This window comes from Mesorhizobium sp. AR02 (assembly GCF_024746835.1).
Lineage (GTDB): Bacteria > Pseudomonadota > Alphaproteobacteria > Rhizobiales > Rhizobiaceae > Mesorhizobium.
This window is the reverse complement of the sequence record NZ_CP080531.1, coordinates 6,736,803-6,759,064: the sequence shown is the minus strand read 5'-3', so window position 1 is coordinate 6,759,064 and position 22,262 is coordinate 6,736,803. Positions and strand designations below refer to the sequence as shown.

Annotated in this window: 20 protein-coding genes; 10 read left to right on the top strand and 10 right to left on the bottom strand. The window is 61.6% G+C overall.

Features of this window, described 5'->3' with window-relative positions; genetic code table 11:
- Nucleotides 1–631: 631 nt before the first annotated feature.
- Nucleotides 632–2,041 carry a type I glutamate--ammonia ligase gene (gene glnA, locus DBIPINDM_RS36955; RefSeq protein WP_258583888.1) on the bottom strand — a complete coding sequence of 470 codons (1,410 nt, stop codon included), beginning with the start codon at nucleotides 2,039–2,041 and terminating at the stop codon, nucleotides 632–634.
- A gap of 61 nt (nucleotides 2,042–2,102) precedes the next feature.
- The gene (locus DBIPINDM_RS36950) at nucleotides 2,103–2,441 is read right to left on the bottom strand and encodes a P-II family nitrogen regulator (RefSeq protein ID WP_006205430.1); all 339 of its coding nucleotides are present in this window, start codon (nucleotides 2,439–2,441) and stop codon (nucleotides 2,103–2,105) included.
- A 356-nt stretch (nucleotides 2,442–2,797) separates the two neighbouring features.
- On the opposite strand from DBIPINDM_RS36950, the gene DBIPINDM_RS36945 reads away from it, so the two are divergent.
- A complete protein-coding gene (locus DBIPINDM_RS36945; RefSeq protein WP_258583882.1) occupies nucleotides 2,798–4,327 on the top strand; it encodes an NAD(P)H-hydrate dehydratase in 1,530 nt (509 codons plus the stop codon).
- Complete coding sequence (locus tag DBIPINDM_RS36940) at nucleotides 4,328–6,331, top strand: hypothetical protein (RefSeq protein ID WP_258583881.1); 2,004 nt, start codon at nucleotides 4,328–4,330, stop codon at nucleotides 6,329–6,331.
- 35 nt (nucleotides 6,332–6,366) lie between these two features.
- Here DBIPINDM_RS36940 and DBIPINDM_RS36935 read toward each other — a convergent pair whose 3' ends face one another.
- Entirely contained in the window at nucleotides 6,367–7,899 is a 1,533-nt protein-coding gene (locus DBIPINDM_RS36935) for an acyl-CoA carboxylase subunit beta (protein ID WP_258583880.1), read from the bottom strand.
- A gap of 411 nt (nucleotides 7,900–8,310) precedes the next feature.
- Between DBIPINDM_RS36935 and DBIPINDM_RS36930 the strand changes: the two genes are divergently transcribed.
- Nucleotides 8,311–9,732 (top strand): DEAD/DEAH box helicase, encoded by a 1,422-nt coding sequence (locus DBIPINDM_RS36930; RefSeq protein ID WP_258583878.1) that lies wholly within the window; start codon nucleotides 8,311–8,313, stop codon nucleotides 9,730–9,732.
- A 108-nt stretch (nucleotides 9,733–9,840) separates the two neighbouring features.
- Here DBIPINDM_RS36930 and DBIPINDM_RS36925 read toward each other — a convergent pair whose 3' ends face one another.
- Nucleotides 9,841–10,815 carry an alpha/beta hydrolase gene (locus DBIPINDM_RS36925; RefSeq protein WP_258583877.1) on the bottom strand — a complete coding sequence of 325 codons (975 nt, stop codon included), beginning with the start codon at nucleotides 10,813–10,815 and terminating at the stop codon, nucleotides 9,841–9,843.
- Nucleotides 10,816–10,908: 93 nt separating this feature from the next.
- Nucleotides 10,909–11,730: an SDR family oxidoreductase gene (locus DBIPINDM_RS36920; protein WP_258583876.1), complete on the bottom strand. Its 822-nt coding sequence runs from the start codon at nucleotides 11,728–11,730 to the stop codon at nucleotides 10,909–10,911.
- A gap of 227 nt (nucleotides 11,731–11,957) precedes the next feature.
- Between DBIPINDM_RS36920 and DBIPINDM_RS36915 the strand changes: the two genes are divergently transcribed.
- Nucleotides 11,958–12,992, top strand: coding sequence for a cysteine synthase A (locus DBIPINDM_RS36915; protein WP_258583875.1), 1,035 nt, complete (start codon nucleotides 11,958–11,960; stop codon nucleotides 12,990–12,992).
- A complete protein-coding gene (locus tag DBIPINDM_RS36910; RefSeq protein ID WP_258583873.1) occupies nucleotides 12,992–13,735 on the top strand; it encodes an alanyl-tRNA editing protein in 744 nt (247 codons plus the stop codon). The genes DBIPINDM_RS36915 and DBIPINDM_RS36910 overlap by 1 nt, the downstream gene beginning before the upstream one ends.
- 51 nt (nucleotides 13,736–13,786) lie before the next feature.
- On the opposite strand, the gene DBIPINDM_RS36905 is transcribed toward DBIPINDM_RS36910, so the two are convergent.
- Both DBIPINDM_RS36905 and DBIPINDM_RS36900 read right to left on the bottom strand, forming a co-directional pair.
- Nucleotides 13,787–14,587, bottom strand: coding sequence for an alpha/beta fold hydrolase (locus tag DBIPINDM_RS36905; RefSeq protein WP_258583872.1), 801 nt, complete (start codon nucleotides 14,585–14,587; stop codon nucleotides 13,787–13,789).
- Between the two features lie 72 nt (nucleotides 14,588–14,659).
- A complete protein-coding gene (locus DBIPINDM_RS36900) occupies nucleotides 14,660–15,559 on the bottom strand; it encodes an Lpg1974 family pore-forming outer membrane protein (protein ID WP_258583871.1) in 900 nt (299 codons plus the stop codon).
- A gap of 11 nt (nucleotides 15,560–15,570) precedes the next feature.
- Here DBIPINDM_RS36900 and DBIPINDM_RS36895 point away from each other — a divergent pair, with 11 nt between their 5' ends.
- Nucleotides 15,571–16,980, top strand: coding sequence for a cytochrome P450 (locus DBIPINDM_RS36895; RefSeq protein ID WP_258583870.1), 1,410 nt, complete (start codon nucleotides 15,571–15,573; stop codon nucleotides 16,978–16,980).
- Between the two features lie 9 nt (nucleotides 16,981–16,989).
- Here the strand turns inward: DBIPINDM_RS36895 and DBIPINDM_RS36890 are convergent, their stop codons facing one another.
- The 3 genes from DBIPINDM_RS36890 to DBIPINDM_RS36880 are packed head-to-tail and all read right to left on the bottom strand — an operon-like array spanning nucleotide 16,990 to nucleotide 19,109.
- Nucleotides 16,990–17,778, bottom strand: a complete 789-nt coding sequence (locus DBIPINDM_RS36890; RefSeq protein WP_258583869.1) for a Stf0 sulfotransferase family protein — start codon at nucleotides 17,776–17,778, stop codon at nucleotides 16,990–16,992.
- Between the two features lie 33 nt (nucleotides 17,779–17,811).
- A complete protein-coding gene (locus tag DBIPINDM_RS36885) occupies nucleotides 17,812–18,678 on the bottom strand; it encodes an alpha/beta hydrolase (protein WP_258583868.1) in 867 nt (288 codons plus the stop codon).
- Entirely contained in the window at nucleotides 18,678–19,109 is a 432-nt protein-coding gene (locus tag DBIPINDM_RS36880; protein ID WP_258583867.1) for a hypothetical protein, read from the bottom strand. Before DBIPINDM_RS36880 ends, DBIPINDM_RS36885 begins: the two co-directional genes overlap by 1 nt.
- Before the next feature lie 196 nt (nucleotides 19,110–19,305).
- Between DBIPINDM_RS36880 and sseA the strand changes: the two genes are divergently transcribed.
- The 4 genes from sseA (at nucleotide 19,306) to DBIPINDM_RS36860 (ending at nucleotide 22,049) form a co-directional block, all read left to right on the top strand.
- The gene (sseA, locus tag DBIPINDM_RS36875) at nucleotides 19,306–20,166 is read left to right on the top strand and encodes a 3-mercaptopyruvate sulfurtransferase (protein WP_258583866.1); all 861 of its coding nucleotides are present in this window, start codon (nucleotides 19,306–19,308) and stop codon (nucleotides 20,164–20,166) included.
- Between the two features lie 5 nt (nucleotides 20,167–20,171).
- Nucleotides 20,172–20,735, top strand: a complete 564-nt coding sequence (locus DBIPINDM_RS36870) for a GNAT family N-acetyltransferase (protein ID WP_258589431.1) — start codon at nucleotides 20,172–20,174, stop codon at nucleotides 20,733–20,735.
- Nucleotides 20,736–20,853: 118 nt separating this feature from the next.
- Nucleotides 20,854–21,411, top strand: coding sequence for an OmpA family protein (locus DBIPINDM_RS36865; RefSeq protein WP_258583865.1), 558 nt, complete (start codon nucleotides 20,854–20,856; stop codon nucleotides 21,409–21,411).
- 170 nt (nucleotides 21,412–21,581) lie between these two features.
- Entirely contained in the window at nucleotides 21,582–22,049 is a 468-nt protein-coding gene (locus DBIPINDM_RS36860) for a DUF1203 domain-containing protein (protein ID WP_258583864.1), read from the top strand.
- Nucleotides 22,050–22,262: the final 213 nt, after the last annotated feature.

Sequence of the window (22,262 nt, the reverse complement as noted above, 5' to 3'; positions counted from 1 at the left end):
CCGGGGTTCTTTTTGCCGTGCTGGCTTGGCGGAGCGAATACCCCCAAAAAAAGTCAGGTTGAAAAGGACCGGGCAAATTCACTGGCCGGAGAGGCTTTTGGCTGGTGCCCCTTGCCACCACCGGTGTCGTGCGTTTCCGAGTTCCTTGAAAAAGCCCGGAAAACAGCCTGTTTCAGCTCATCCGTACACCAACGATCCTCTCTATAAGCCTCTGTTCATACATCGAAATCCGCGATTTATGCCTTCGGCTGGCGGCGTTGACAGATCACGCTGCGGCATGCGTATTCGTGGCCTTGGGGTTACGCCAAAGCGATGCTGTTCGAACGGGGCGGGGTTTCTTGAACGACGGCATTGGCGGGGGCGCCGGACGAGCGGGCATTGCAGCCTGAGGCAGTGTGCCGCTCGCTCCTGGCGATTGATTGCGGTTGAAGTAGCTGCCCGCTAGCCTTAATTTGCGGCTCTGCCAGGTCACCGACCCAAGCAAGTCCAACTATCAAACAATCCTTAAAAACCAAAAGAGCTCGCCACGCTGTTGCGTGGCCACGCTATCCATCGGCGAAGCATTGGGGACAGCAAAAAGCCCTTGAAGGGGAAATCCTTCAAGGGCTTTTCAACGCTATCCGACGGGTTCTTACACCGAGTAGTACATGTCGTACTCGACCGGATGCGGGGTCATTTCAAAGCGCATCACCTCGGCCATCTTCAGCTCGATGTAGCTGTCGATCTGGTCGTCGTCGAAGACGCCGCCGGCCTTCAGGAAGCCGCGGTCCTTGTCGAGGCTCTGCAAGGCTTCGCGCAGCGAACCGCAGACGGTCGGAATCTTCTTCAGCTCCTTCGGCGGCAGGTCGTAGAGATCCTTGTCCATCGGCTGTCCCGGGTGGATCTTGTTCTTGATGCCGTCGAGGCCGGCCATCAGCATGGCGGCGAAGGCGAGGTAGGGGTTCGCGCCCGGATCGGGGAAGCGGACCTCGACGCGCTTGGCCTTCGGCGACGAGCCGAACGGGATGCGGCAGGACGCCGAGCGGTTGCGCGCCGAATAGGCGAGCAGCACCGGCGCTTCGTAGCCGGGCACCAGACGCTTGTAGGAGTTGGTCAGCGGGTTGGTGAAGGCGTTGATCGCCTTGGCGTGCTTGATGATGCCGCCGATGTAGAACAGGCAGCTTTCCGAAAGGCCGGCATATTCATTGCCGGCGAAGGTCGGCTTGCCACCCTTCCAGATCGACTGGTGGACGTGCATGCCCGAGCCGTTGTCGCCGAAGATCGGCTTCGGCATGAAGGTCGCCGTCTTGCCGTAGGCATTGGCGACCTGATGCACGACGTACTTGTAGATCAGCATCTTGTCCGCGTTGCGGACCAGCGTGTCGAACTTGATGCCGAGTTCGTGCTGGGCGGCTGCCACCTCATGGTGGTGCTTTTCGACGCGCACGCCCATTTCGGCGAGCACGGTCAGCATCTCGGAGCGCATGTCCTGCGCGCTGTCGATCGGCGGCACCGGGAAATAGCCGCCCTTGATGCGCGGGCGGTGGCCGAGATTGCCGGTCTCGTAGTCGGTGTCGTCATTCGACGGCAGCTCAGTGGAATCGAGCTTGAAGCCGGTGTTGTAGGGATCGGCCTTGTATTTGACGTCGTCGAACACGAAGAATTCGGCTTCCGGGCCGACGAAGATCTGGTCGCCGATGCCTTCGGCCTTCATGTAGGCCTCGGCCTTCTTGGCGGTGCCGCGCGGATCGCGGTTGTAGGATTCGCCGGAAACCGGGTCGAGGATGTCGCACAGGATGACCATGGTCGACTGCGCGAAGAACGGGTCCATGTGGACCGTGTCCGGATCGGGCATAAGCACCATGTCGGACTCGTTAATGGCCTTCCAGCCGGCAATCGAGGAGCCGTCGAACATGACGCCGTCGGCAAACATGTCTTCCTCGACCTCGACGACATCCATCGTTACGTGCTGCAGCTTGCCCTTCGGGTCGGTGAAGCGCAGGTCGACGAATTTCACGTCGTTGTCCTTGATCTGCTTCATGATGTCTTTGGCTGTCGTCATGTCATGTATCCCTGTTTGATGACGTTTTTTGATGGATGACGTTTCTTAGAGGATGGCCGCGTCAGACGGCGTCCATGCCGGTTTCGCCGGTGCGGATGCGTACGACTTCCTCGATATTGGAGACGAAGATCTTGCCGTCGCCGATCCGGCCGGTCTGGGCCGCCTTGCGGATGGCTTCGATCGCACCTTCGACGGCATCGTCGCCGAGCACGACCTCGATCTTCACCTTGGGCAGGAAATCGACGACATATTCGGCGCCGCGGTAGAGTTCGGTATGACCCTTCTGGCGTCCGAAGCCCTTGGCCTCGGTCACTGTAATGCCTTGCAGTCCGGCCTCCTGAAGCGCTTCCTTCACTTCGTCCAGCTTGAATGGCTTGATGATCGCTTCGATCTTTTTCATGTAAAAAGTGGCCTCCACTGCCAAAAAACGGGTTGTGAGCCCCCGCTTGCGCCTCCATCAAGCACGAACTGTGCCAATCCGAGGGATTCGAAGCGGTCTCATACGATTTCGAAGCCATGCCGCGCCGGGATGCAAATTCGCGTCATTCACTGCATCGGTTGCGGCATGGATTGCTGGAGCCTACACAGTGCCCACGCCGGCGTCCGCACAAAATCTAGGCAAGTTGCTCATATAGTGGGCAATTTTGTGCCTGCGGCGCACATCTTAACGGTCTGGCGGCGGATCGCGACAACTCCTCTTCGTTTGCTTCGGCTCGAAAACTGGACAATGCTTGATCGAATGCGGATCGGCAATCCATGAGCAACGAACTTCTTATCTCCGCCGAAATGGCCGAGGCGGACCGGCTGACGATTGCCGCCGGTCCAGTCGACGGCATCGGCCTGATGCGCCGCGCTGGTGAAGCCGTCGCGGCCGAAGTTCTCAGGCGCTATCCCTCAGCGACACATGTCCATGTGTTGTGCGGCCCCGGCAACAACGGTGGCGATGGCTATGTCGTCGCCCGCATCCTGTCCGGCAGCGACGTTGCCACCACGATCTGGGCGTCCGGTGCGCCGAGGCCGCAAAGCGACGCGGCGCTCGCCGCAGCGGAGTGCCTGGTCACGCCTCGGCCACTGTCCGGCTTTGAGGCCGAGCCCGGCTCGATCGTAGTCGACGCGCTTTACGGGGCAGGGCTGTCCAAGCCGCTGTCCGGCGATGCCGCGAGAGCGGTCGATATCGCCACCGATCGGCGTTTGCCCGTTGTCGCGGTCGATCTGCCTTCCGGCGTTTCCGGTGATAGCGGCAAAGTGTTGGGCAAGGCATTTACCGCTGATGTTACCGTCACCTTTGCACGCAAGAAGCCCGGCCATCTGCTTCTGCCTGGTCGCGAACGGTGTGACGAGATCGTGCTTGCCGATATCGGCATCGGCGACGACATCATTGCACGGCTCCAGCCCCGGGCGTTCGAGAACAGGCCGGCGCTTTGGCTGCGTGGTTTTCCGGTTCCGGCCGTCGACGCGCACAAATACAAACGCGGCCATGTCGGCGTCTTTTCCGGCGGGCCGAGCGCCACTGGCGCGGCGCGGTTGTCGGCGCTTGCGGCAGCCCGAAGCGGGGCAGGGGCGGTGACCGTGCTATCTCCGGGCAACGCTATGCAGGTCAATGCCGCCCATCTGACCTCGATCATGCTGCGCAAGACCGATGGCGTCGCGGACATCAGGGAATTTGTCGGCGAGCGCCGGCCTTCCGCCTTCGTCCTCGGGCCCGGCTTTGGCGTTGGTGAAAAAACACGGACCTTTGGGCTGGCACTCCTCGCCTCCGGCCAGCCGCAGAATGCTTCGTCACAGGTCGATGGGCTTGTGTTCGATGCCGATGCGATCACCGCGTTTCGCGAGGCGCCGGACGCCTTGTTCGAAGCGGCGCACAGTTCGAATGCACCGGCTCTGGTGATGACGCCTCACGACGGCGAGTTCGCCAGGCTGTTTCCAGACATCGCCAGTGATGACGCCTCGTCCAAACTGGACAAGGCGCGCGCCGCGTCCGAACGTGCCAATGCCGTCATTGTCTATAAGGGCGCTGACACGGTGATCGCTGCTCCCGATGGCAGGGCGGCGATCAATGCCAATGGCGCGCCGTGGCTCGCTACCGCTGGCTCTGGCGACGTTCTATCCGGCATTGCCGCCGGGTTGCTGGCGCAAGCCATGCCGGCGTTCGAAGCAGCCTGCGCGGCGGTGTGGATCCATGCCGAGGCCGGCCGCCGGTTCGGGCCGGGGCTGATCGCCGAGGATCTGCCGCTGGCGCTGGTGCCAGTGCTGCGCGAACTGGTCGAAGCGAGCAAGGCGACCTGAATGCGTCGTGCTCTGGCTCTGTGGCTTGCCACTCTCGTTGCCGTCTTCGCGGCTTCGGCAGCGAGCGCCGGAAATCCGGTGACCATCGTCGATGATCCGGCGGTTCTCGCCGCACTCGATGCCAAGGGTTTTGGCTTCGCCGGCATTTTCGGCGTCGATGACGCGGACGATCTGAAGACGCTCTATGACAAGGCGCCGGCCTATCATGCGGTCGTCGATACGGTGGCATCAGACACCGCCACGCTGCGGGCCGAGATGAAGGCCGGCGGGCGCACGCTCTACGAGGTCACCGACGGCAATGTCGGCCGCATCATGGACATGCGCTGGCTGAAGACCGAGGCGGCACGCTTCCGGCTGGTCGGCGTCGTCAATCGGCTGGACCGGCGTGATTTCGCCGCCTTGGAAGGCGACAAGAGCTGCGGCGAGGTGCGTTTCATCTATCGCCTGGCCTACAGTTTCAGGAAGGACGGCAAGGTCCTGGCCTCGCGGCTGCCGTTCAACTTCAACGCCGTCTACAGTGCGGCACCCGACCCTGATGGCGGCTGCGTCGGCGTGGCCGGGCGCTGGACGCCGCAACTCGATGAGAGCGTCGATGCCGGCTGGCTGAGCGGCGGGCCGCTGGAGCGAGCCGGGCTGACCTTCAAGCAGCTCGAACTCAATGCGCAGATCGTGCGCTTTCCCTCCGGCCAGGAGACCGAATTCGGCGGGCAGGCAGCCTACCTCATGCGGATCTTCGCCATCGATGGCGCCACGGTCGGCGAGAAGCCGCTGGAGAATACGCCGGACACCGAACGTCTCTCACAAGACGCGGAGCTGAAGAAACGGCTGGCCGATTATGTCAGCGCCAACGTCGCGGCGGTCGATCTCGGCGTCTATGAAATCCCCGACGAATTCCTCGCTAGAAAGGTCATCTCGTGGTCGACCTTCGGCAGTGCGCGGCAAGCCAATCATCCGTTTACGCAATTATTCCAATCCAAGGAATTCGCATCGCTCGATTATTCCTCGCTGAAACTGGTGCGCACGCCGGAAGCGCTGGTCGAGCGACTGGACAATGGCGCCTGCCAGGGCTGTCACCAGGCGGGATCCACGGCCGGCTTCCACCTCATCGGCCTCGACGACAAGACGACGTCGCCGCTCAACCGCATCGAGGTCGGCATCTCACCGCATCTCCATGCCGAGATTCCCCGGCGCCAGGCCTGGCTGCGCGCAACGCAAGAAGGCAAGGAGCCGAACCACTACCGGCCGCTGTCCTTCGCGCCGCCTGCCATCTGGACCGATGCCGGCGATGTCGATTACGCGCCAGCCGAAATGGCGATGCCGTGCCTGATGCCGGACGATGCCAAGCGCTTTGGTGCGACCTGGCAGTGCGGCGGCGGCACGGTCTGCACGCCGCTGGCGACCGCATCTGATGTGCGCACCACGCTGGCGCAGTGTCTGCTGCCCAAGGACAGCCCAAGAATGTTCTCCGGCCATCCCTGCCTGACCGGGTCGATTGCCAGCAATCAGTCGCAGCCTTTCAACGACCGCTACACGATATCAGGCCAGTTCGCCGCCTTCGCGCCGGGAATTTCTCGGACCGCCTATACCTGCCGGCCACCGAAGATTGGTGTGCCGGCTGGCATCGCCTATCGCGCCTGCGACGACAAGGACCGCAGCTTTGCCGCCTTCAAGAAGGGCAGGCCGATGCCGTCCGAAATCTGCGGGCTGGTCGGCGGCAAGAAATTCGACACTTGCGTGGCGACCAACAATTTCGACCAGTGCCTCGGCGGCGCGGTCAATCGCGGCAACCGGCCGGCCTGCTCGGCCGATCATTTCTGCCGCGAGGATTATATGTGCCAGTCGCTGCCGCCGGACACGCCAGGTGTCGCCAAGGTCAAAGGCATCGGCTTCTGCTCGCCGACCTATTTCATCTTCCAGATGCGCATCGACAATCACGCTACACCCTGGGCGAGCCCTACCAGCGCCACCATGGACGCGGGGTTCGGCGCGGCGGAGGAGGAGTGAGGGCTCGCTGCCGCTGGCAGACGCTCTTCGGCGCCTTAAAGCGGGATGTTGTCGTGCTTCTTCCAGGGGTTCTGCATGTCCTTGTTGCGCAGCATCCGCAATGCCCGCGCAATACGCCGGCGCGTCGAGTGCGGCATGATCACCTCGTCGACATAGCCGCGCTCGGCGGCGACGAAGGGCGACAGGAAGCGATCCTCGTAAGTCTTTGTATGGGCTGCGATCTTTTCCGCATCGCCGATGTCCTTGCGGTAGATGATTTCGACCGCGCCTCTCGCCCCCATCACCGCGATCTGCGCCGTCGGCCAGGCATAATTCATGTCGCCGCGCAGGTGTTTTGAGGCCATGACGTCATAGGCGCCGCCATAGGCTTTTCTGGTGATGACGGTGATCTTCGGCACGGTCGCTTCGGCATAGGCAAAGAGCAGCTTGGCGCCATGCTTGATCAGCCCGCCATATTCCTGCGCCGTGCCGGGCAGGAAGCCTGGGACATCGACGAAGGTGACGATCGGGATCGAAAAACAATCGCAGAAGCGCACGAAGCGCGCCGCCTTGCGGCTGGCGTCGGAATCGAGCACGCCGGCCAGCACCATCGGCTGGTTGGCGACGAAGCCGACCGTGCGGCCTTCGACGCGCCCGAAGCCGGTGACGATGTTTTTGGCAAAGTTCTGCTGGATCTCGAAGAAGTCGCTTTCATCGGCGACTTTCAGGATCAGTTCCTTGATGTCGTAGGGCTTGTTGGCATTGTCTGGGATCAGCCGGTCGAGCGACAAATCGTGGTCGGTGACCGACTGGTAGCATTCGATTTCGGGAAGCTCCGATGTGTTCGAAGCGGGCAGCAGATCGACCAGCCGGCGCATCTGCAACAGCGCCTCGACGTCATTGTCATAGGCGCCGTCGGCGATGGAGGATTTGGTCGTGTGCACCGAGGCACCGCCGAGGCTCTCGGCGGTGACCGTCTCGTTGGTGACGGTCTTCACCACATCCGGCCCGGTGACGAACATGTAGGAGGTGTCGCGCACCATGAAGATGAAGTCGGTCATGGCGGGCGAATAGACGTCGCCGCCGGCGCACGGCCCCATGATCACGGAAATCTGCGGAATGACGCCCGACGCCAGCACGTTGCGCTGGAAGATCTCGGCATAGCCGCCGAGCGCCGCCACACCTTCCTGGATGCGCGCGCCACCGGCGTCGTAAAGCCCGATGATCGGCGCGCGGTTGCGCAGCGCCATTTCCTGCACCTTGATGACCTTCTCGGCATGGGCTTCCGACAGCGAGCCGCCGAACACGGTGAAATCCTTGGCAAAGAGATAGACCGGCCGGCCATTGACCGTGCCCCAGCCGGTGACGACGCCATCGCCGGCGATCTTTGTCTTCTCCATGCCGAAATCGGTCGAGCGATGCTCGACATACATGTCGAACTCTTCGAACGAGCCCTCGTCGAGAAACACCTCGACGCGTTCGCGCGCGGTAAGCTTGCCCTTCTTGTGCTGGGCATCGATGCGCGCCTGGCCACCACCCATGCGGGCGATGTCGCGCCGGCGCTCGAGTTCCTTCAGCACTTCCTTCATCGCTCGGTCCCCAAAATAGAAGCTGCATTTGTGGTAATGATGCCCGCCGGGGAGTGCAAGCGTCGGCTTTTGGCTGGTTTTTGCTGCACCGCAACATGACGCCCCTTGCATTCCGGGGCGAACTCAGCCATATGCAGCCCATAGGCGCTTGGGCCGGGAGATTCCGGCCTTCTCGACAAATGAGACTGGTTGCGTCTGTTTTCCCTCTTTCCGGTATATCGGCCCCTCTTTCCGGTACATCACAAAGTGGCGAAAAAGCCCCGTGGCATGATGCCTGCGGGCACGACAGCGCAGCCGAGTGGACGTTTACGTCCGCCCGCCTTGTCGTTTCATATCAAATTTTTCGACGGCAGGTTGCGCCCTGCCGCCATTGATGTTTGCGGCCACAGAGCCGCGTGAAAGAAGATTATTTTGACCAACGAAAACACTTTGCCCGGCAACGACACCGCGGAACTCTCCGGTTTCGCAGCGCTGGGAATTACGGGTGCGCTGCTCAAGGCCACCCACAACGCCGGCTTCACCGAACCGAAGCCGATCCAGATGCAGGCGATCCCGCCGCAGCTGGAAGGCCGTGACATTTTCGGCATCGCACAGACCGGCTCCGGCAAGACCGCGGCCTTCGCGCTGCCGATCCTGTCGAAGATCATCGCGCTCGGCACCAAGCGGCGCGCCAAGACGGCCCGCGCACTCATCCTGGCGCCGACGCGTGAACTTGCCGTGCAGATCGAAGACACCATCAAGATCCTCGCAAAAGGCCAGCATGTCTCGACCGCACTGGTGCTGGGCGGCGTCTCGCGCTTCAGCCAGGTGAAGAAGGTTGCGCCCGGCGTCGACATCCTCATTGCCACGCCCGGCCGGTTGACCGACCTGGTGCGCGAGGGCGACCTCATCCTCTCCGACACCAAATGGCTGGTGCTGGACGAGGGCGACCGCATGCTCGACATGGGCTTCATCAATGACGTCAAGCGCATCGCCAAGGCGACCGCGCCTGATCGCCAGACGGCGCTGTTTTCGGCCACCATGCCGGACGAGATCGCCGAACTGGCCAAGGGCCTGTTGAAGAACCCGGTCCGCATTGAAGTCTCGCCGCAAAGCACCGCGGCTGCCGAAATCGTGCAAGGCGTCGTCTTCGCCCGCACCAAGCAGAAGCGCCAGGTTCTGTCGACGATGCTCGCCGACGAGGCGATGAAGTCCGTCATCATCTTTTCGCGCACCAAGCACGGCGCCGACCGGGTGACCAAGGACCTCGAGCGCGATGGCTTCAAGGCCGCCGTCATTCACGGCAACAAGTCGCAGAACGCTCGTCAGAAGGCGCTGAACGATTTCCGTGAGGGGTCGGTGCGCATTCTGGTCGCGACCGATATCGCGGCGCGTGGCATCGACGTCCCCGGTATCAGCCATGTCGTGAACTTCGATCTGCCGGACGAGGCTGAAAGCTACGTCCACCGCATCGGCCGCACCGGTCGTAACGGCATGGACGGCATTGCGATCACGCTTTGCGATCCTTCGGAGAACAGCAAGCTGCGTCAGGTCGAGCGCATCATCCGCACCAAGCTGCCAATCGTTGCCGACCATCTCGGCAGCCCCGATCCGCAGCGCAATCCGGCTGAAAAGAACGAGCGCTTCGAACCCGCCAATGATCGCAACGACCGTAACGGCCGTCGCGACGGCAGGCGGCCGGGCGGCGAGAACAAGGGCAACGGCTTCGGCAAGAAGCGCTTCGGCGACAAGCCGGCCTTTGCTGGCGAACGCAAGCCGGAAGGCGCAAAACCCTTCAAGGGCAACAACAAGCGCCGCTTCGGCGGCAAGCGCCCGGCGGCGCGGGCTGCTTAACAACGCCTGGTGGCGGTCGGCCAAGCCTTAGCGGTTGGCTGGTTGCCTGACTGATGGAGAAGAGGGCGGCTGAAGCGATGCTTCGGCCGCCCTTTTCGTCTCTGCATCTTATTTCGCCACCGCCTCGACCCAGACGGCAATCCGTTGCGCCAGGAAAGCCGTGGTCGATGGCGACAGCACATCGCCGGCGATGACATGGTTGTCCGAGTCGCCCGTGCTTTCGATGGGCACCAGCTCATGTGCGCCACCCCAACGCCCGGCGATCTCACGCGTGCGGTCGGGCCGGACCACTCTGTCCATATCCGAGAAGATGAACAAAGCCGGGATGGTCGCCTTCTCAACCGGCGCACCATAGGCAAGTTCCGTCAGCGCCTGCATCGGCAGCGTCGCGGCAACCGGATATTTGGTGGTCCAGAATTTTTCGTGCAGTGCGTTGCGCGGCACGAAACTGCGCTCCTTGCCGATGACGAGTTCGGCGATCTGCTTGCCCCATGGCATGGTCAGGATCTCGGCGCCGGACGCCTTCACGCCGAAATTGGGCGAGATGAACGCAATGGCCGCCACGCCATCCGATGCGCCCGGCTGCGTTGCCGCCCAAACCGCCACCGAGCCGCCGGTCGAGGTCGAGATGACGATCACCTTGTCGCCGATCGCCCGGCCGATGGCGAGCGCCTCCTCATAGTCGTTGATCCAGGCATTGACGCTGCCTTGCGTCATCGCCGCGCCGTCTTGCCCGTGACCGGTGAGGCGGGTGTAGAAGAGGTTGGCGTCGAGCTGGTCGGCCACGTCGTCGGGCAGGGGGCGGACCTCGCCCTTCGAAGCCGAGAAGCCATGGATATAGACGATCGACAGCCGCGTCTTGGCATGCACCATCGAGTTGGCCCAGACGATCTCCTTCTCCAGCCCATCACGGATGCCGGGCACGGCGGCTTCCACCTTGGCCACATAGGCCTGCGGATCGTCACCGATGACGGAAGGATCGAAACGGATCGTGGTGTCGATGGGAACGCGTGGGCCAAAGACGAGAGCCAGAGCAAGGACGACGATCAGGCCCAGCACAGCAAGCACGATCCGTCGCCCCATTGCAGACTCCACGCAACAACAACAAACCTATGGTGGCGACCATGAACAGGCAACGGCCGCTCAGGCAGCCAAGCCACCAATCCTGTGGGCATCCTATTTGTTGGGCGGTTTACGCTCGTAATGCAGCGGCCGCGCCTTCCAGCTGGTCGTCAAGCTGATCACCCACCGGGTGATCGGTCTGGGCAACAGGCTGAGAAACTTTAGCGGCCAGCTCGTGCGGTACGGAAAGGTGACTTCGAAGCCGCCGGATTTGATTGCCTTCACCATACGGCGTGTCGCTCGGCTGACCGGCATCAGGCCCGGCATTGGCAGCATGTTCTTTTCGGTTAGCGGCGTGTCGACAAAACCGGGGTTTATCACCTGGACGCGGATGTTCATCTTGTCGAAATCGTACTTCAGCGACTCGGCCAGGATGTTGATCGCCGCCTTGGTGCCGCCATAGGCAGCTGTGGTCGGCCAGCCGAAATAGGCAGTGACCGATCCGACCAGAACGACATGGCCGCGCGCCCGCACGCGCATATAGTCCACGACCGGCACCAGCCCGTTGATGATGCCGAAATAGTTGACCTCGAAGGAGCGGCGAAAGTCCTTGACGACGAGAGCCTCTCCAGGCGTGGAAATGTAGTTTCCGGCATTGAAGACGGCGAGCACGATCGGGCCGAGTTCCTTCTCGATCGCGGCGACCGTCCTTTCCATGCGCGGCTCGTCGGTGACGTCGCAGGGAAAAGCCGTGACGCTGCCCGGCATCTGCGCGGTCTCGACGATGAGCGTGTCGATCGGATCGTCGTCCAGCGCCGTCACCGCCACCGCATAGCCTTGAGACGCCAGGTCCCTGGCCAGCGAGCGGCCAATACCGCTGCTGCCGCCGGTGACCCAGGCGACGCCGTGTTTCGGATCGGCCCGATAGAGTGTCATGCTGCGCCCTGTCGAGTTTGTTGGTGCCTTGCTCTAGCGGTCAGGAAATCGAATGAAAAGAGTGCTTTTCGACGTTGGGTGCAAATGAACTGTGCGATATCGAGCCCAGTCTGGAGGGTGCCGATGCAACGCAGTGCCCGTAATGCGACTGGACCAGACAAATTCTTGCCTTGAAACCGAAGCTTCGGGTTTCTAGGGTTTCGGCGTACGCACACAAGGAATCCTGAATGCCCCGTTCTGTGATCGACGCGATCGGCAACACGCCTCTGATCCGCCTCAACAAAGCTTCCGAAGAAACCGGCTGCGAGATCCTGGGCAAGGCCGAATTCATGAATCCGGGGCAATCGGTCAAGGATCGCGCCGGCCTGTTCATCATCCGTGACGCCGAACAGCGCGGCCTGTTGCAGCCGGGCGGTGTCATCGTCGAGGGGACGGCCGGCAATACGGGCATCGGGCTGACGCTGGTCGCCAAGGCTCTGGGCTACCGCACCGTCATCGTCATCCCGGACACGCAGAGCCAGGAAAAGAAGGACACGATCCGGTTGCTCGGCGCCGAGCTGATCGAGGTGCCGGCGGTGCCCTACAAGAACCCCAACAATTACGTGAAATTGTCGGGACGGCTGGCCGAGCAGATGGCCAGGAGCGAGCCGAACGGCGCCATCTGGGCCAACCAGTTCGACAATGTCGCCAACCGCGACGGACATATCCGCACCACGGCCGAGGAAATCTGGAACCAGACCGGCGGCAAGGTTGACGGTTTCGTCTCGGCGGTCGGTTCCGGCGGCACGCTGGCTGGCGTTGCTTTCGGGCTGAAGGCCAGGAGCAAGGACGTCAAGATCGCGCTCGCTGATCCGCTGGGGGCCGCGCTCTACAGTTTTTACACCAGCGGCGAATTGAAGTCCGAGGGCAGTTCGATCACCGAAGGCATCGGGCAGGGGCGCATCACCGCCAATCTCGAAGGGTTCACGCCGGACTTCTCCTTCCAGATCAAGGACGAGGACGCGCTGCCGATCGTCTTCGACCTCATCCAGGAAGAAGGCCTGTGCGTCGGCGGCTCGACCGGCATCAACATTGCCGGCGCCATCCGGCTGGCCAGGGAGCTTGGCCCCGGCCACACCATCGTGACCATTCTTTGCGACTACGGCACGCGCTATCAGTCGAAGCTGTTCAACCCGGAATTCCTGCGCGAGAAGAATCTCCCGGTGCCGGGCTGGATGGAGTTGCAGAGCAAGATTTCGGTGCCGTTCGAAAAGGTCGCGTGATGGCGCACAAGACGGAAGCGCTGTTTCGCGACGACGCTTATCTCAGCACGGCGGATGCGACGGTCGTTGCCGTCAATGATCGTGGCGGCATCATTCTCGACCGCACCATCTTCTACGCCACATCGGGCGGCCAACCGGGAGACACCGGCTATCTCGAACGCGCCGATGGCAGCCGCATCGCCATTGCCGCCACCATCACGGGTGAAACCAAGGACGAGATCATCCATGTGCCGGCGCCGGAGCAGGCGGCCTTGGCGGTTGGCGAGAAGGTCAAACTCAGCATCGACTGGGAACGCCGGCACCTGTTGATGCGCATGCATGCGGCCTGTCACCTGCTGACAGTCGTTTGCCCGTTTCCAATCACGGGTGCGGCGGTTTCCGAGGACGATAGCCGTGTCGATTTCGACATTCCGGACGCCAGCTTCTCGAAGGAAGAGGTGACGGCCAGCCTGATGGACCTGGTGCGGGCCGATCATCCGATTTTCACCAGGCTTATCAGCGACGAGGAACTCGCCGCGAATCCCGGCCTGGTGAAGCCCAAGAACGTCCGCCCGCCAGTCGGTACAGGCAAGATCCGCCTTGTCTGCATCGGTGAGAATGGCGCAGTCGATAGCCAGCCTTGTGGCGGCACGCATGTCAAAAGCACCGGCGAAATCGGCGAAATCCACATCGGCAAGATCGAAAAGAAGGGCCGTGAAAACAGGCGCTTCCGTATCCGATTTGGCCCGATGCCGCCGGCTTGAGGTCAGACAGAATTCGGCTTTCTATAGTTGCTCAGGCGATCCTGAGACGCCTTACGCAAGGTGGCGGAAGCTGGAAGGCGATCGCTCCACCCACGCTTCGATCTGCTCGGTGACGAACTTGCCTGCTTGGTGGTGGATAAAGTGACCGGCGCCGGGCAGCGCCACCAATGCGGTCACGTTATCGACCTCGCGAAACGTGCCATCGAAAGCGCTGACCGGAACATAGGGATCGTCGGTGCCGAACAGCACCAGGGTTGGCGCTTTGACGAGAGGTAACTGACCTAAGTCAGGCACTCTGCCAAGCGGTATGTTGGCTCTGTAGTAGCCCAGCATCGCCTCCGGATCGGATCGCGTGAGGGAGTCCACCAGGGCTTGCCTGTCCTCCGGATCGGTGACCCAGGCGCAGAGTTCGTTGATGTCCAGCATCTGAGCTGCGCCCGGCACCTGGAAGCGGCGTATGTAGCCGGTGATCTCGGCATTGGCCGGGTCGGCAATCGCACGCAGATGATTGCGCGGGTGCGGCGTCGACAACAGGACGAGATGGCGCACGACCTGCGGCACTCGTATGGCCAGCCACCATGCGATGATACCGCCCCAGTCGTGGCCTACTATGGCGGCCTGGGTCAGCTTTTCAGCGGCGAGAACGGCCAGCACGTCGTTGACCAGATTGGTCAGCACATAGTTGCCGTAGCCTTGCGGCGCATCGCTTTGTCCGAAGCCCCGCAGGTCCGGCGCGATCACGCGATAGCGGCCGCAAAGCGCCTGCATCTGCCGGCGCCAGCCCATTCCGTGATCCGGAAAGCCGTGCAGAAAGACGATCGGCGGGCCAGAGCCCGCCGCCGTGTAGTGCAATTTGACGCTGCCGTTGACCGCGGTCCTGGATTCGAACACTGCCCAAATCTCACCGGATGTCGGTCGCCGCCGTCACATCTTCACTTCGAGCCGAAGGAAGGGGCCGTGGAAAGTCTGGTTGGTGTGGTCCGCATTGATAAGCAGATTGTGCCACTGCTCGATCTTGTAGCCGGCGGTAAAGGTGGTACCCGCGAGCGGCGTCCAGCTCAAGCCGGCCGAGGCGTCAACGTTGGTGACTGTCTGGCTGTAGGACTGGCTCGCCACTGTAGCGGACAGGTGCCCATCCGGATTGGTACCCGTGACATTCACACCGACACGGTCATTGCGGCGCCCCCACATGACGGAGCCGGAAACCGCGCCTGTCAGACCCCAGGTTTCGCCGAGCGGGTAATAGGCCTCGGCGCCGACACGCGGGCCGACGCCCCAATATTCCGACGATCCAATCTTGTCGGCGGAGACCCCCTTGTCGGCCGGATTGTCCGGGGTGAAGCTTTCGAAGACATCACCTGTTTCATCCGAATGCACCAGGCGCAGACCGCCAAAGAAGCGGATATCGGCGGCCTGAACCTTGACATGCTTGCCGACATCGAAATCGAACGTCTGGAAGACGTAGTCGTCGCCGTAGCCTAAAGTCAATGTCCCCGGATTACCGAACCCGGTTGTCGCGCCGCTGATATCGAACGACCGGTTCTTCCCGACGTGGAACGCGCCAGCGAGGCGCCAGTCCATGTCAGGTGAAATCTGCTTGGTCAACGCGATCGATCCAGAGAAGTCGCCGTTACTGTTCCCAAGCTTGTCAGAGCCGCCGAGCTTGTCGCCATTGTGGATGTTGTTTTGAAAGAACGCGCCCTCGAAGGCTATCTTGACGCGTGAATCGATCACCGACTGGTCTGTGACCTTCGCATCCTCCGCATGCGCGGCAACCACGCCTGCGGAAGTCACCGAAGCAGCGGACGCCGCTACAGTCGCCAACAATTTACCAGGTGCCCGAGCCCGCATACTTAACCCCGTTTAGAATCTTGCCCCAAAACCAACATTACACACATAACCTAACGGCACATTGCAGCAAGTCCGGCCAGCAACTTTGCGGAGTAGTGTTGCTGCTTTGCCACGATGCCTCGGTAGCGCGTCGGACGGATGTGGTAAGCGTCGCGCTGGGGCTGACCGAGCCTCGGCTGACAGGGGGTTTGGTGGACAATCCAGCGCAAATCGAAAGCGTGCTCAACAACCTTGTCTATGCGCTTTTCGCCCAAAGCGGGCAGGTGGGAGCAAATGGGAAGGCGCGTGACCTTGGCAATCTGACTGTCTTCGACAATCCCGAGGCCGTCGACATCATCGTCAAGGCGCCGGAGCTCTTCCGAAAGAACTTCTCCCTGATCTCGGCCCTCGGGTTTAGCCGCTTCAACACCAATGACGAGGACTGGTCTGTCCGGCGCGCCATCACCCAGGACATCTACCTGGCGGCCGCCAGGCCGGCGCAGCAGCGTCCCGTGGCGGAACTCTATGCTGCCGGTCTTTCCGGCAGCGACGCCACACTACCGGCAATTCAGCAAGCTTTGTTCGCCGCATCGATGACGATATTTTTTCGGGCTTTCGGCCTTGTTCCCGATGTGGCGGCGACGCTGTTGCTGCTCGACAGGGTTCGCGACGTGTTGAGGCGTCTCCAATATTATTCCTGGGTGACGCCGACGACCGCCGAACGCGCGAACGCCATCCAGGACGCCCGCGCGGTGATTGCCGATTTCGCATCGCTGCTTATGGCGGATCCCCGGGCCGCTGCGGAGATGGACCGCTTTAAAAGCGAAGCCACTGATGTCGAAGGCTTTTCGCCGGTGGAAGAGTTCGTCATGAATTTCTTCGCCGGCGTCGAGACGACGGTAACGACTGCACTTTGGGTGATCGACCGGCTGGGCGCCAACCAGCAGGTGCAGGAGCGCATCCATGCCGAGGTCCTCTCAGGCGAGGCGCACACGCCTTACACCGATTGCTTGATCAACGAGACGATGCGCTATTTCCCTCCGATACCGTTTCTGACCCGCGAAGTCGGCGCCGACACGACGCTCGACGGTCGCGATTTACGCGCCGGGCAGCTGATCATGGTGTCGATCATCGGCGTGCACCAGCACCCAGCCTTCTGGGAAAACCCACGCACCTTCGATGCCAGCAGGAAAGAATTCATCGAGAACAGCTTCGACCGACGGGCTTTTATTCCGTTCCTAACCGGACCGCGCATGTGTGGTGGCGCGCGTCTCGGCCGGCTGGAAGTCAAAGAGGCTGTTCTCGCGGTAATCCGCCAATTCGCCTTCAGCCGTGCCGACGATGTGATCCGGTTCGACTATGGGTTGGCACTACGGCCGGCGGAGGGGGCTTCGGTCAGTGTTTCGCGTCGATGACGCGCAACGTCAGGCAGGTTCCTGCCAGAACCGCCGGATATACCCCCCGAATTGCCTTCCGATCATGGTCTTGAACTCGACATCATGCGCATAGCGCTTGCTTGTAGATATGGCTTTTGACCTCAGCGCGAAGTCCGGGAACCAGGTGCTCATTGTGGCGGATGCGTTTTCCTGCTGGTCCGCGATAAAGTCCTCGTAGAAGACATGAGCCACCCTGCGGCGATCAACAGTGTTCAGATAATTTTTCCACCTGATTTCGCTATCGAAAATATACTGCGCGGTGTCTCGGACAACTTTCTCGCTCAAAATTGTCACCGTGGGAATCCCAGGCAGCTTCTCCTGACCGTCGAACGGCTGGCCCGTATGCAGCATCGAGAGCAGGCTGATGGTCTGATCTACCTTGTTTCTCCTCGAGAGGAAGACATAGAACGAGTTGCCGTCGTCATCGCCGATTGAATTGCGCGCGAAGGGCAGGTTTTCAAAGAAGATCTTGGCGGCGAATACGCCGTTCTCAGTCCTTTTCGCCAGGAGATGGCGACCATAGGCCGGCGCCCGCTGATTGAGTTTTTCAAGGTCCATGGTGTCGTCCGCCGACCACCGTCTCATCAGCGGCAAGGCATATTGCCACTGAAAATACTCCGTGGGTATTCCCAAACCGAACTGCTGCAAGACCTGACAATAGGAATGCCCCGCCGTTCGCGGAGTCGTGCAAATCAGGATTTTGGCAGGGTTTTCGGTGGAGCTCTGGCGATCATAGGTCGCGGCGACATATTCACTGTACAGATCGTCGAAATGCATTTCCGAACCAACCCCACCACGACACGCCAGGTTTCAGGCAACAGACAGGAACCCCAGGATGAGCAGAGCCTGGCCCAATGTCATCAGCGACGGCGGATCGCCTGCATCGATGTTGTCGACAAGCCACAGATCAGGCCGTGCCAGCCGCGTGCGCTCGATGGCCCGCCGGTCAATGACCTGGCTGCCGCGACCGTACATCAGCAGGATGCGGGCGTCGATCTTGGCGGCGATTGGGAAAAGGTCGTATTCGCGGCCGGTCAGGGCGCCGAAATATCCCGTTGTGGCCGGGTCATAGGCGAGCCGGAAGCCATCGGGACCGGCGGCGATCCTGTTCTCGACGTAGCGGTTGAACACCGTGTCCTCGACCGGGCCTATGACGGCTCTTGTGGCGCTTAGATAGTCCCTGGCCGCCGCGCGGGTTTCGAACGCAAGTGTACTTTCTCTGAGGACTTCGTTTCTCATCGCGTCAACCTTCGGCCCGCCGACCATGGGGACGTCGTTGAGAATGATTCTCGCGGCCTTGGAGCGGGTCATCTGCAGAAACAGCAGCAAAATCGTACCGCCCCACGACGTGCCGATGAAGTGGTTCTCCGTACCGGCGAACTCGCCGAGCGCGCGCAGGCATTTGGAGTAGACGTTGATGTCGTATCCTGACCCCAGATAGGCGCTGCGCCCGCGCCCCAACAAGTCGGGACAGATAACCAGGAAGCCATTGCGGCAAAGGAAGGTGGCGAGGTAATCAAAGTCGGCACCATTGCCGGTGAAGCCGTGCAGGCAGAAGACCGTTGCGCGCGGCGTGCCGGCCGGCCGCCAGATGCGCACGAACATTGCGGCATATCGGTCATCCAGCCGGATGAGAATCTCTTGCGTCAGCGCCTCGGCGGAGCCGGCCGGGTCCATCAGACGTCGCGCTTACGGACGGCGCGCTTGACCGAGCCGCGGTTGTCGATGAAGTCGCGTTTCCAGAATACCGATTTGTCCAGGTTGAGGTGCTTGGCTTCCTTGATCATCGGCAGGATGTGAGACGAGGACCGCGTCGCCAGCACCGTCACCGCGGTGGCGTCGCCGCCGGGAAAGGGATTGAGCGGCCCGCTATTCGTTGCCCAGGCCTCGGCTATCTCGCGGCTGGTCTGGATCCACCCGACATAAGCGACGATAGCGTCGTCGATCGAGCCGATCATATGTGTCTGCTGATCCAGCTGATAGCGCAGCGTCTTCACCATCTGGCCGAATTCGTAGCCGTCAAAAGGCGGATAGTGCGCGATGAAGTAGCAAACAAGTCCGAGCGAAACCGGATTGCTGGGAATACGGGTAAATAGAAGATTGCTCATGCCTAGATTGTTGACCCCGCCTACCCCAGATCATAACGATCAATCCGTACTCGCCACGAAACATGAAGACAATCGGAATCAGCGGACCGCTGCGGCTGGCCACGTCGCGTCTCCCAAGCGAATGTCACGCGCTATAAACGCATCCAAATTGCCAAGCTAAACAAAGTTTTGCCGAAGACGAAGCAGGAGAACAAGAATGGCCCAGGACAGCCCTTTCACAGTCGACGCGGATTGGCTGCAGACACGCCTCGGCCAGCCGGGCCTGACGATCGTCGATGCGTCCTGGTACCTCCCGGCGCAAAAACGCGACGCACGTGCGGAATATGAGGCCGCGCATATTCCCGGCGCCCGTTTCCTGGATCAGGATGCGGTTTCGGACCCCGACGCCGCTTTGCCGCACACGCTGCCATCACCTCAGCATTTTGCCCAATATGTCGGCGCGATGGGTGTTTCGGCCGACGACACCATCGTTGTTTATGACGGTCCGGGGTTCTTCTCGGCGCCCCGGGCATGGTGGATGTTCCGCATCATGGGCGTCTTCCAGACCTATATTCTGGATGGCGGCTTCGACGGCTGGAAAGCGGCCGGCCGGCCGGTAACGGCCGAGCCGACGAAGATCGCGCCGAGTGTGTTCCATGCCGATTTCGACACTGGCCGCGTCGCCAGCCTCGCCGACATGCGCCGGATCGTCGAGACCAGCGCCAGCCAGATTGCCGATGCCCGCGGACCCGGCCGCTTCACCGGTGCCGAGCCCGAACCCCGCGCGGGCATCCGTTCCGGCCATATGCCAGGTGCCCGCAATGTGCCTTACTCCGCACTGTCGGAAAACGGCATGCTGCTGTCGACGGACCGTTTGCGCAAGGTGATCGAGGAGGCCGGCATTGACCTGTCGAAGCCCGTCGTCACATCTTGCGGCTCGGGTGTCACCGCCGCGGTGATCACCTTGGCGCTAGAGACGCTTGGCCACACCGACAACAGGCTTTATGACGGCTCATGGACCGAATGGGGCGGGCTCTCCGACACGCCTGTCGTGACTGGCCCCGCCGGCAAGGAATGAAGACGATGGAAAACGGCGTGCTGCAGGATATTGAAGTCACGGTGACTTTTCTTGAAATGCATGCCCCTCCTGCCGTCTCGCCGCCAGTGCCCTACAACCGCCAGGTCGCGCTGCTGAAGACCAAGGACATTCCCTTGCATTTCTACCGCTATTTGATGGATCGGGTCGGCCGCAAATGGCATTGGGTGAATGTTCTGAGGCTGGACGATGACGAGCTTTCGGCCGGCATCCACCGCGAGGACCGCGACATCAGGGTGCTTTATCTCGACGGCGCGCCGGCGGGCTTCTTCGATCTCAAGCCGCACCTGCCTGATGAAGTCGAGCTCGCCTATTTCGGCATGATGGAACATGCCACCGGGCAAGGCATTGGCCGCTGGTTCCTGGGCTCGGCGATTTCAGCCGCCTGGTCGCATGGGCCGAAACGGGTGACGGTGCAAACCTGCACGCTTGACCATCCGGCAGCTCTGCCGCTTTACCAGAAGCTCGGTTTCAAGCCGGTCGCGCAGAAGAAAGAGGTCGTGCATCCGCTGCCTTTCGCCGAGCGCTCGGCCAGCGTCATGCGGCCCTGATTTCAGCCGGAATCCGACGCCAGCGGGAACCTTAACCGTCCGTTCATCGGCGCTTCAGCCTGCCTTTGGCATGTTGCCCGCATCATCAATGCGGCAGAGGCCGAAGGAGAAAAGAGAGATGCTGACACGCCGTACACTGGCCGCCGCGCTGATTGCAGCGATTGCCATGCCGAGCCTTGCCGCCGCCCAGGCGACGACGCCTTCGGCCGCGACGATCGAGCGCAAGCTCGAAGCCGCACCGCGGGTGAAGTTGCGGCCAAACGAGCGCGTCACCATCCGCGAATTCAAGCGCCGGCCCGATTTGCGCCGCATGGCGCGCTCGATCGACATCCAGTCGATCAATTTCGCCTTCGGCTCGGCCGCCATTTCCAGTTCGCAATACGACAAGATCGAGACCATCGCCGATGCACTGCAACGCATCTTGCGTCGCGATCGCGGTGCCCGTGTGCTGATCGAGGGGCATACCGATGCCGTCGGCTCCTTCCAGTCGAACCAGATCCTGTCTGAACAACGCGCCGCTTCGTTGAAACGCACGCTGGTGCGCGAATTCGGTGTGCCCAGCTATGCCTTGGAAACCGTGGGTTACGGCGAGGAGTTCCTGCTCGTGCCGACGCAGAACGAAAACTGGCAGAACCGCAGGGTGACGCTGCGGCGCTTTGACGATTTTATCCGGTGATTTGGGGCGGCCGGCATTTATTTAGCCGGCGTATTTCATCGATTTTGGCGCCATCACGAAGGGACTGATCACCGATATCGGATCGGTCCCTCGATCTCTTGGCAGGAATCGGGTGGGAAGCATTGGCCCGTGCACATAACTTCCGGTCGACAACACCGGAGATTTTCACGATGACCATTCAGTTCAAGGCACTACCCACCGAACATGTCAGAGCCCTGCAGCGCGGTGGCCCCGATGCCTACGGCCGCACGCCAGAGCGGAAAATCTCTGACGGCGACGGCATGCCTTGCCGGCACTGTCTGAAGAACATCGCAGCCGGCGACGCCTACCTTACTCTCGCCTATCGGCCGTTCCCGAACCTTCAGCCCTATGCGGAAACCGGGCCGATCTTCCTGCATGCTGAAGAATGCGAGCGCGCCACTGAGACCGAAGTGCTTCCCGAGGTCCTCGAAAGCCCAGACTACATCGTGCGCGGTTATGGCAGGGATGATCGCATCGTCTATGGCAGCGGCGGGGTCATCGCGACCGAGGCAATTGCGGCGCGAGCCGAGACGCTGTTCGAACGTGACGACATCGCCTATGTGCATGTCCGTTCGGCGCGCAACAACTGCTACCAGTGCCGGATTGAACGGGCCTGAACCGCGAGGATCGCGGTCAAGGAGCCTGTCGTACTCCCGTCGCATAGATGCGATAGAAAGCGAGTGTCGATCGATTGGCCGACCGCGGATGAACCGGCGGCAATCTCGATATCGAGGAAGCGGGGCTTTGGCTCCGCTTTTTTGTTGCCTGTGTTTAGGCAAGAAAAAACCCGCCGGCATGGCCGGCGGGTTGACGGGAGGAATACCCAGACG

Excerpts from the sequence above, each read along its gene's own strand:
- glnA (WP_258583888.1), bottom strand. The coding sequence starts at position 2,041 with ATGACGACAGCCAAAGACATCATGAAGCAGATCAAGGACAACGACGTG.
- DBIPINDM_RS36950 (WP_006205430.1), bottom strand. The coding sequence starts at position 2,441 with ATGAAAAAGATCGAAGCGATCATCAAGCCATTCAAGCTGGACGAAGTG.
- DBIPINDM_RS36945 (WP_258583882.1), top strand. The coding sequence starts at position 2,798 with ATGAGCAACGAACTTCTTATCTCCGCCGAAATGGCCGAGGCGGACCGG.
- DBIPINDM_RS36940 (WP_258583881.1), top strand. The coding sequence starts at position 4,328 with ATGCGTCGTGCTCTGGCTCTGTGGCTTGCCACTCTCGTTGCCGTCTTC.
- DBIPINDM_RS36935 (WP_258583880.1), bottom strand. The coding sequence starts at position 7,899 with ATGAAGGAAGTGCTGAAGGAACTCGAGCGCCGGCGCGACATCGCCCGC.
- DBIPINDM_RS36925 (WP_258583877.1), bottom strand. The coding sequence starts at position 10,815 with ATGGGGCGACGGATCGTGCTTGCTGTGCTGGGCCTGATCGTCGTCCTT.
- DBIPINDM_RS36920 (WP_258583876.1), bottom strand. The coding sequence starts at position 11,730 with ATGACACTCTATCGGGCCGATCCGAAACACGGCGTCGCCTGGGTCACC.
- DBIPINDM_RS36915 (WP_258583875.1), top strand. The coding sequence starts at position 11,958 with ATGCCCCGTTCTGTGATCGACGCGATCGGCAACACGCCTCTGATCCGC.
- DBIPINDM_RS36910 (WP_258583873.1), top strand. The coding sequence starts at position 12,992 with ATGGCGCACAAGACGGAAGCGCTGTTTCGCGACGACGCTTATCTCAGC.
- DBIPINDM_RS36890 (WP_258583869.1), bottom strand. The coding sequence starts at position 17,778 with ATGCATTTCGACGATCTGTACAGTGAATATGTCGCCGCGACCTATGAT.
- DBIPINDM_RS36885 (WP_258583868.1), bottom strand. The coding sequence starts at position 18,678 with ATGGACCCGGCCGGCTCCGCCGAGGCGCTGACGCAAGAGATTCTCATC.
- DBIPINDM_RS36880 (WP_258583867.1), bottom strand. The coding sequence starts at position 19,109 with ATGAGCAATCTTCTATTTACCCGTATTCCCAGCAATCCGGTTTCGCTC.
- sseA (WP_258583866.1), top strand. The coding sequence starts at position 19,306 with ATGGCCCAGGACAGCCCTTTCACAGTCGACGCGGATTGGCTGCAGACA.
- DBIPINDM_RS36870 (WP_258589431.1), top strand. The coding sequence starts at position 20,172 with ATGGAAAACGGCGTGCTGCAGGATATTGAAGTCACGGTGACTTTTCTT.
- DBIPINDM_RS36865 (WP_258583865.1), top strand. The coding sequence starts at position 20,854 with ATGCTGACACGCCGTACACTGGCCGCCGCGCTGATTGCAGCGATTGCC.
- DBIPINDM_RS36860 (WP_258583864.1), top strand. The coding sequence starts at position 21,582 with ATGACCATTCAGTTCAAGGCACTACCCACCGAACATGTCAGAGCCCTG.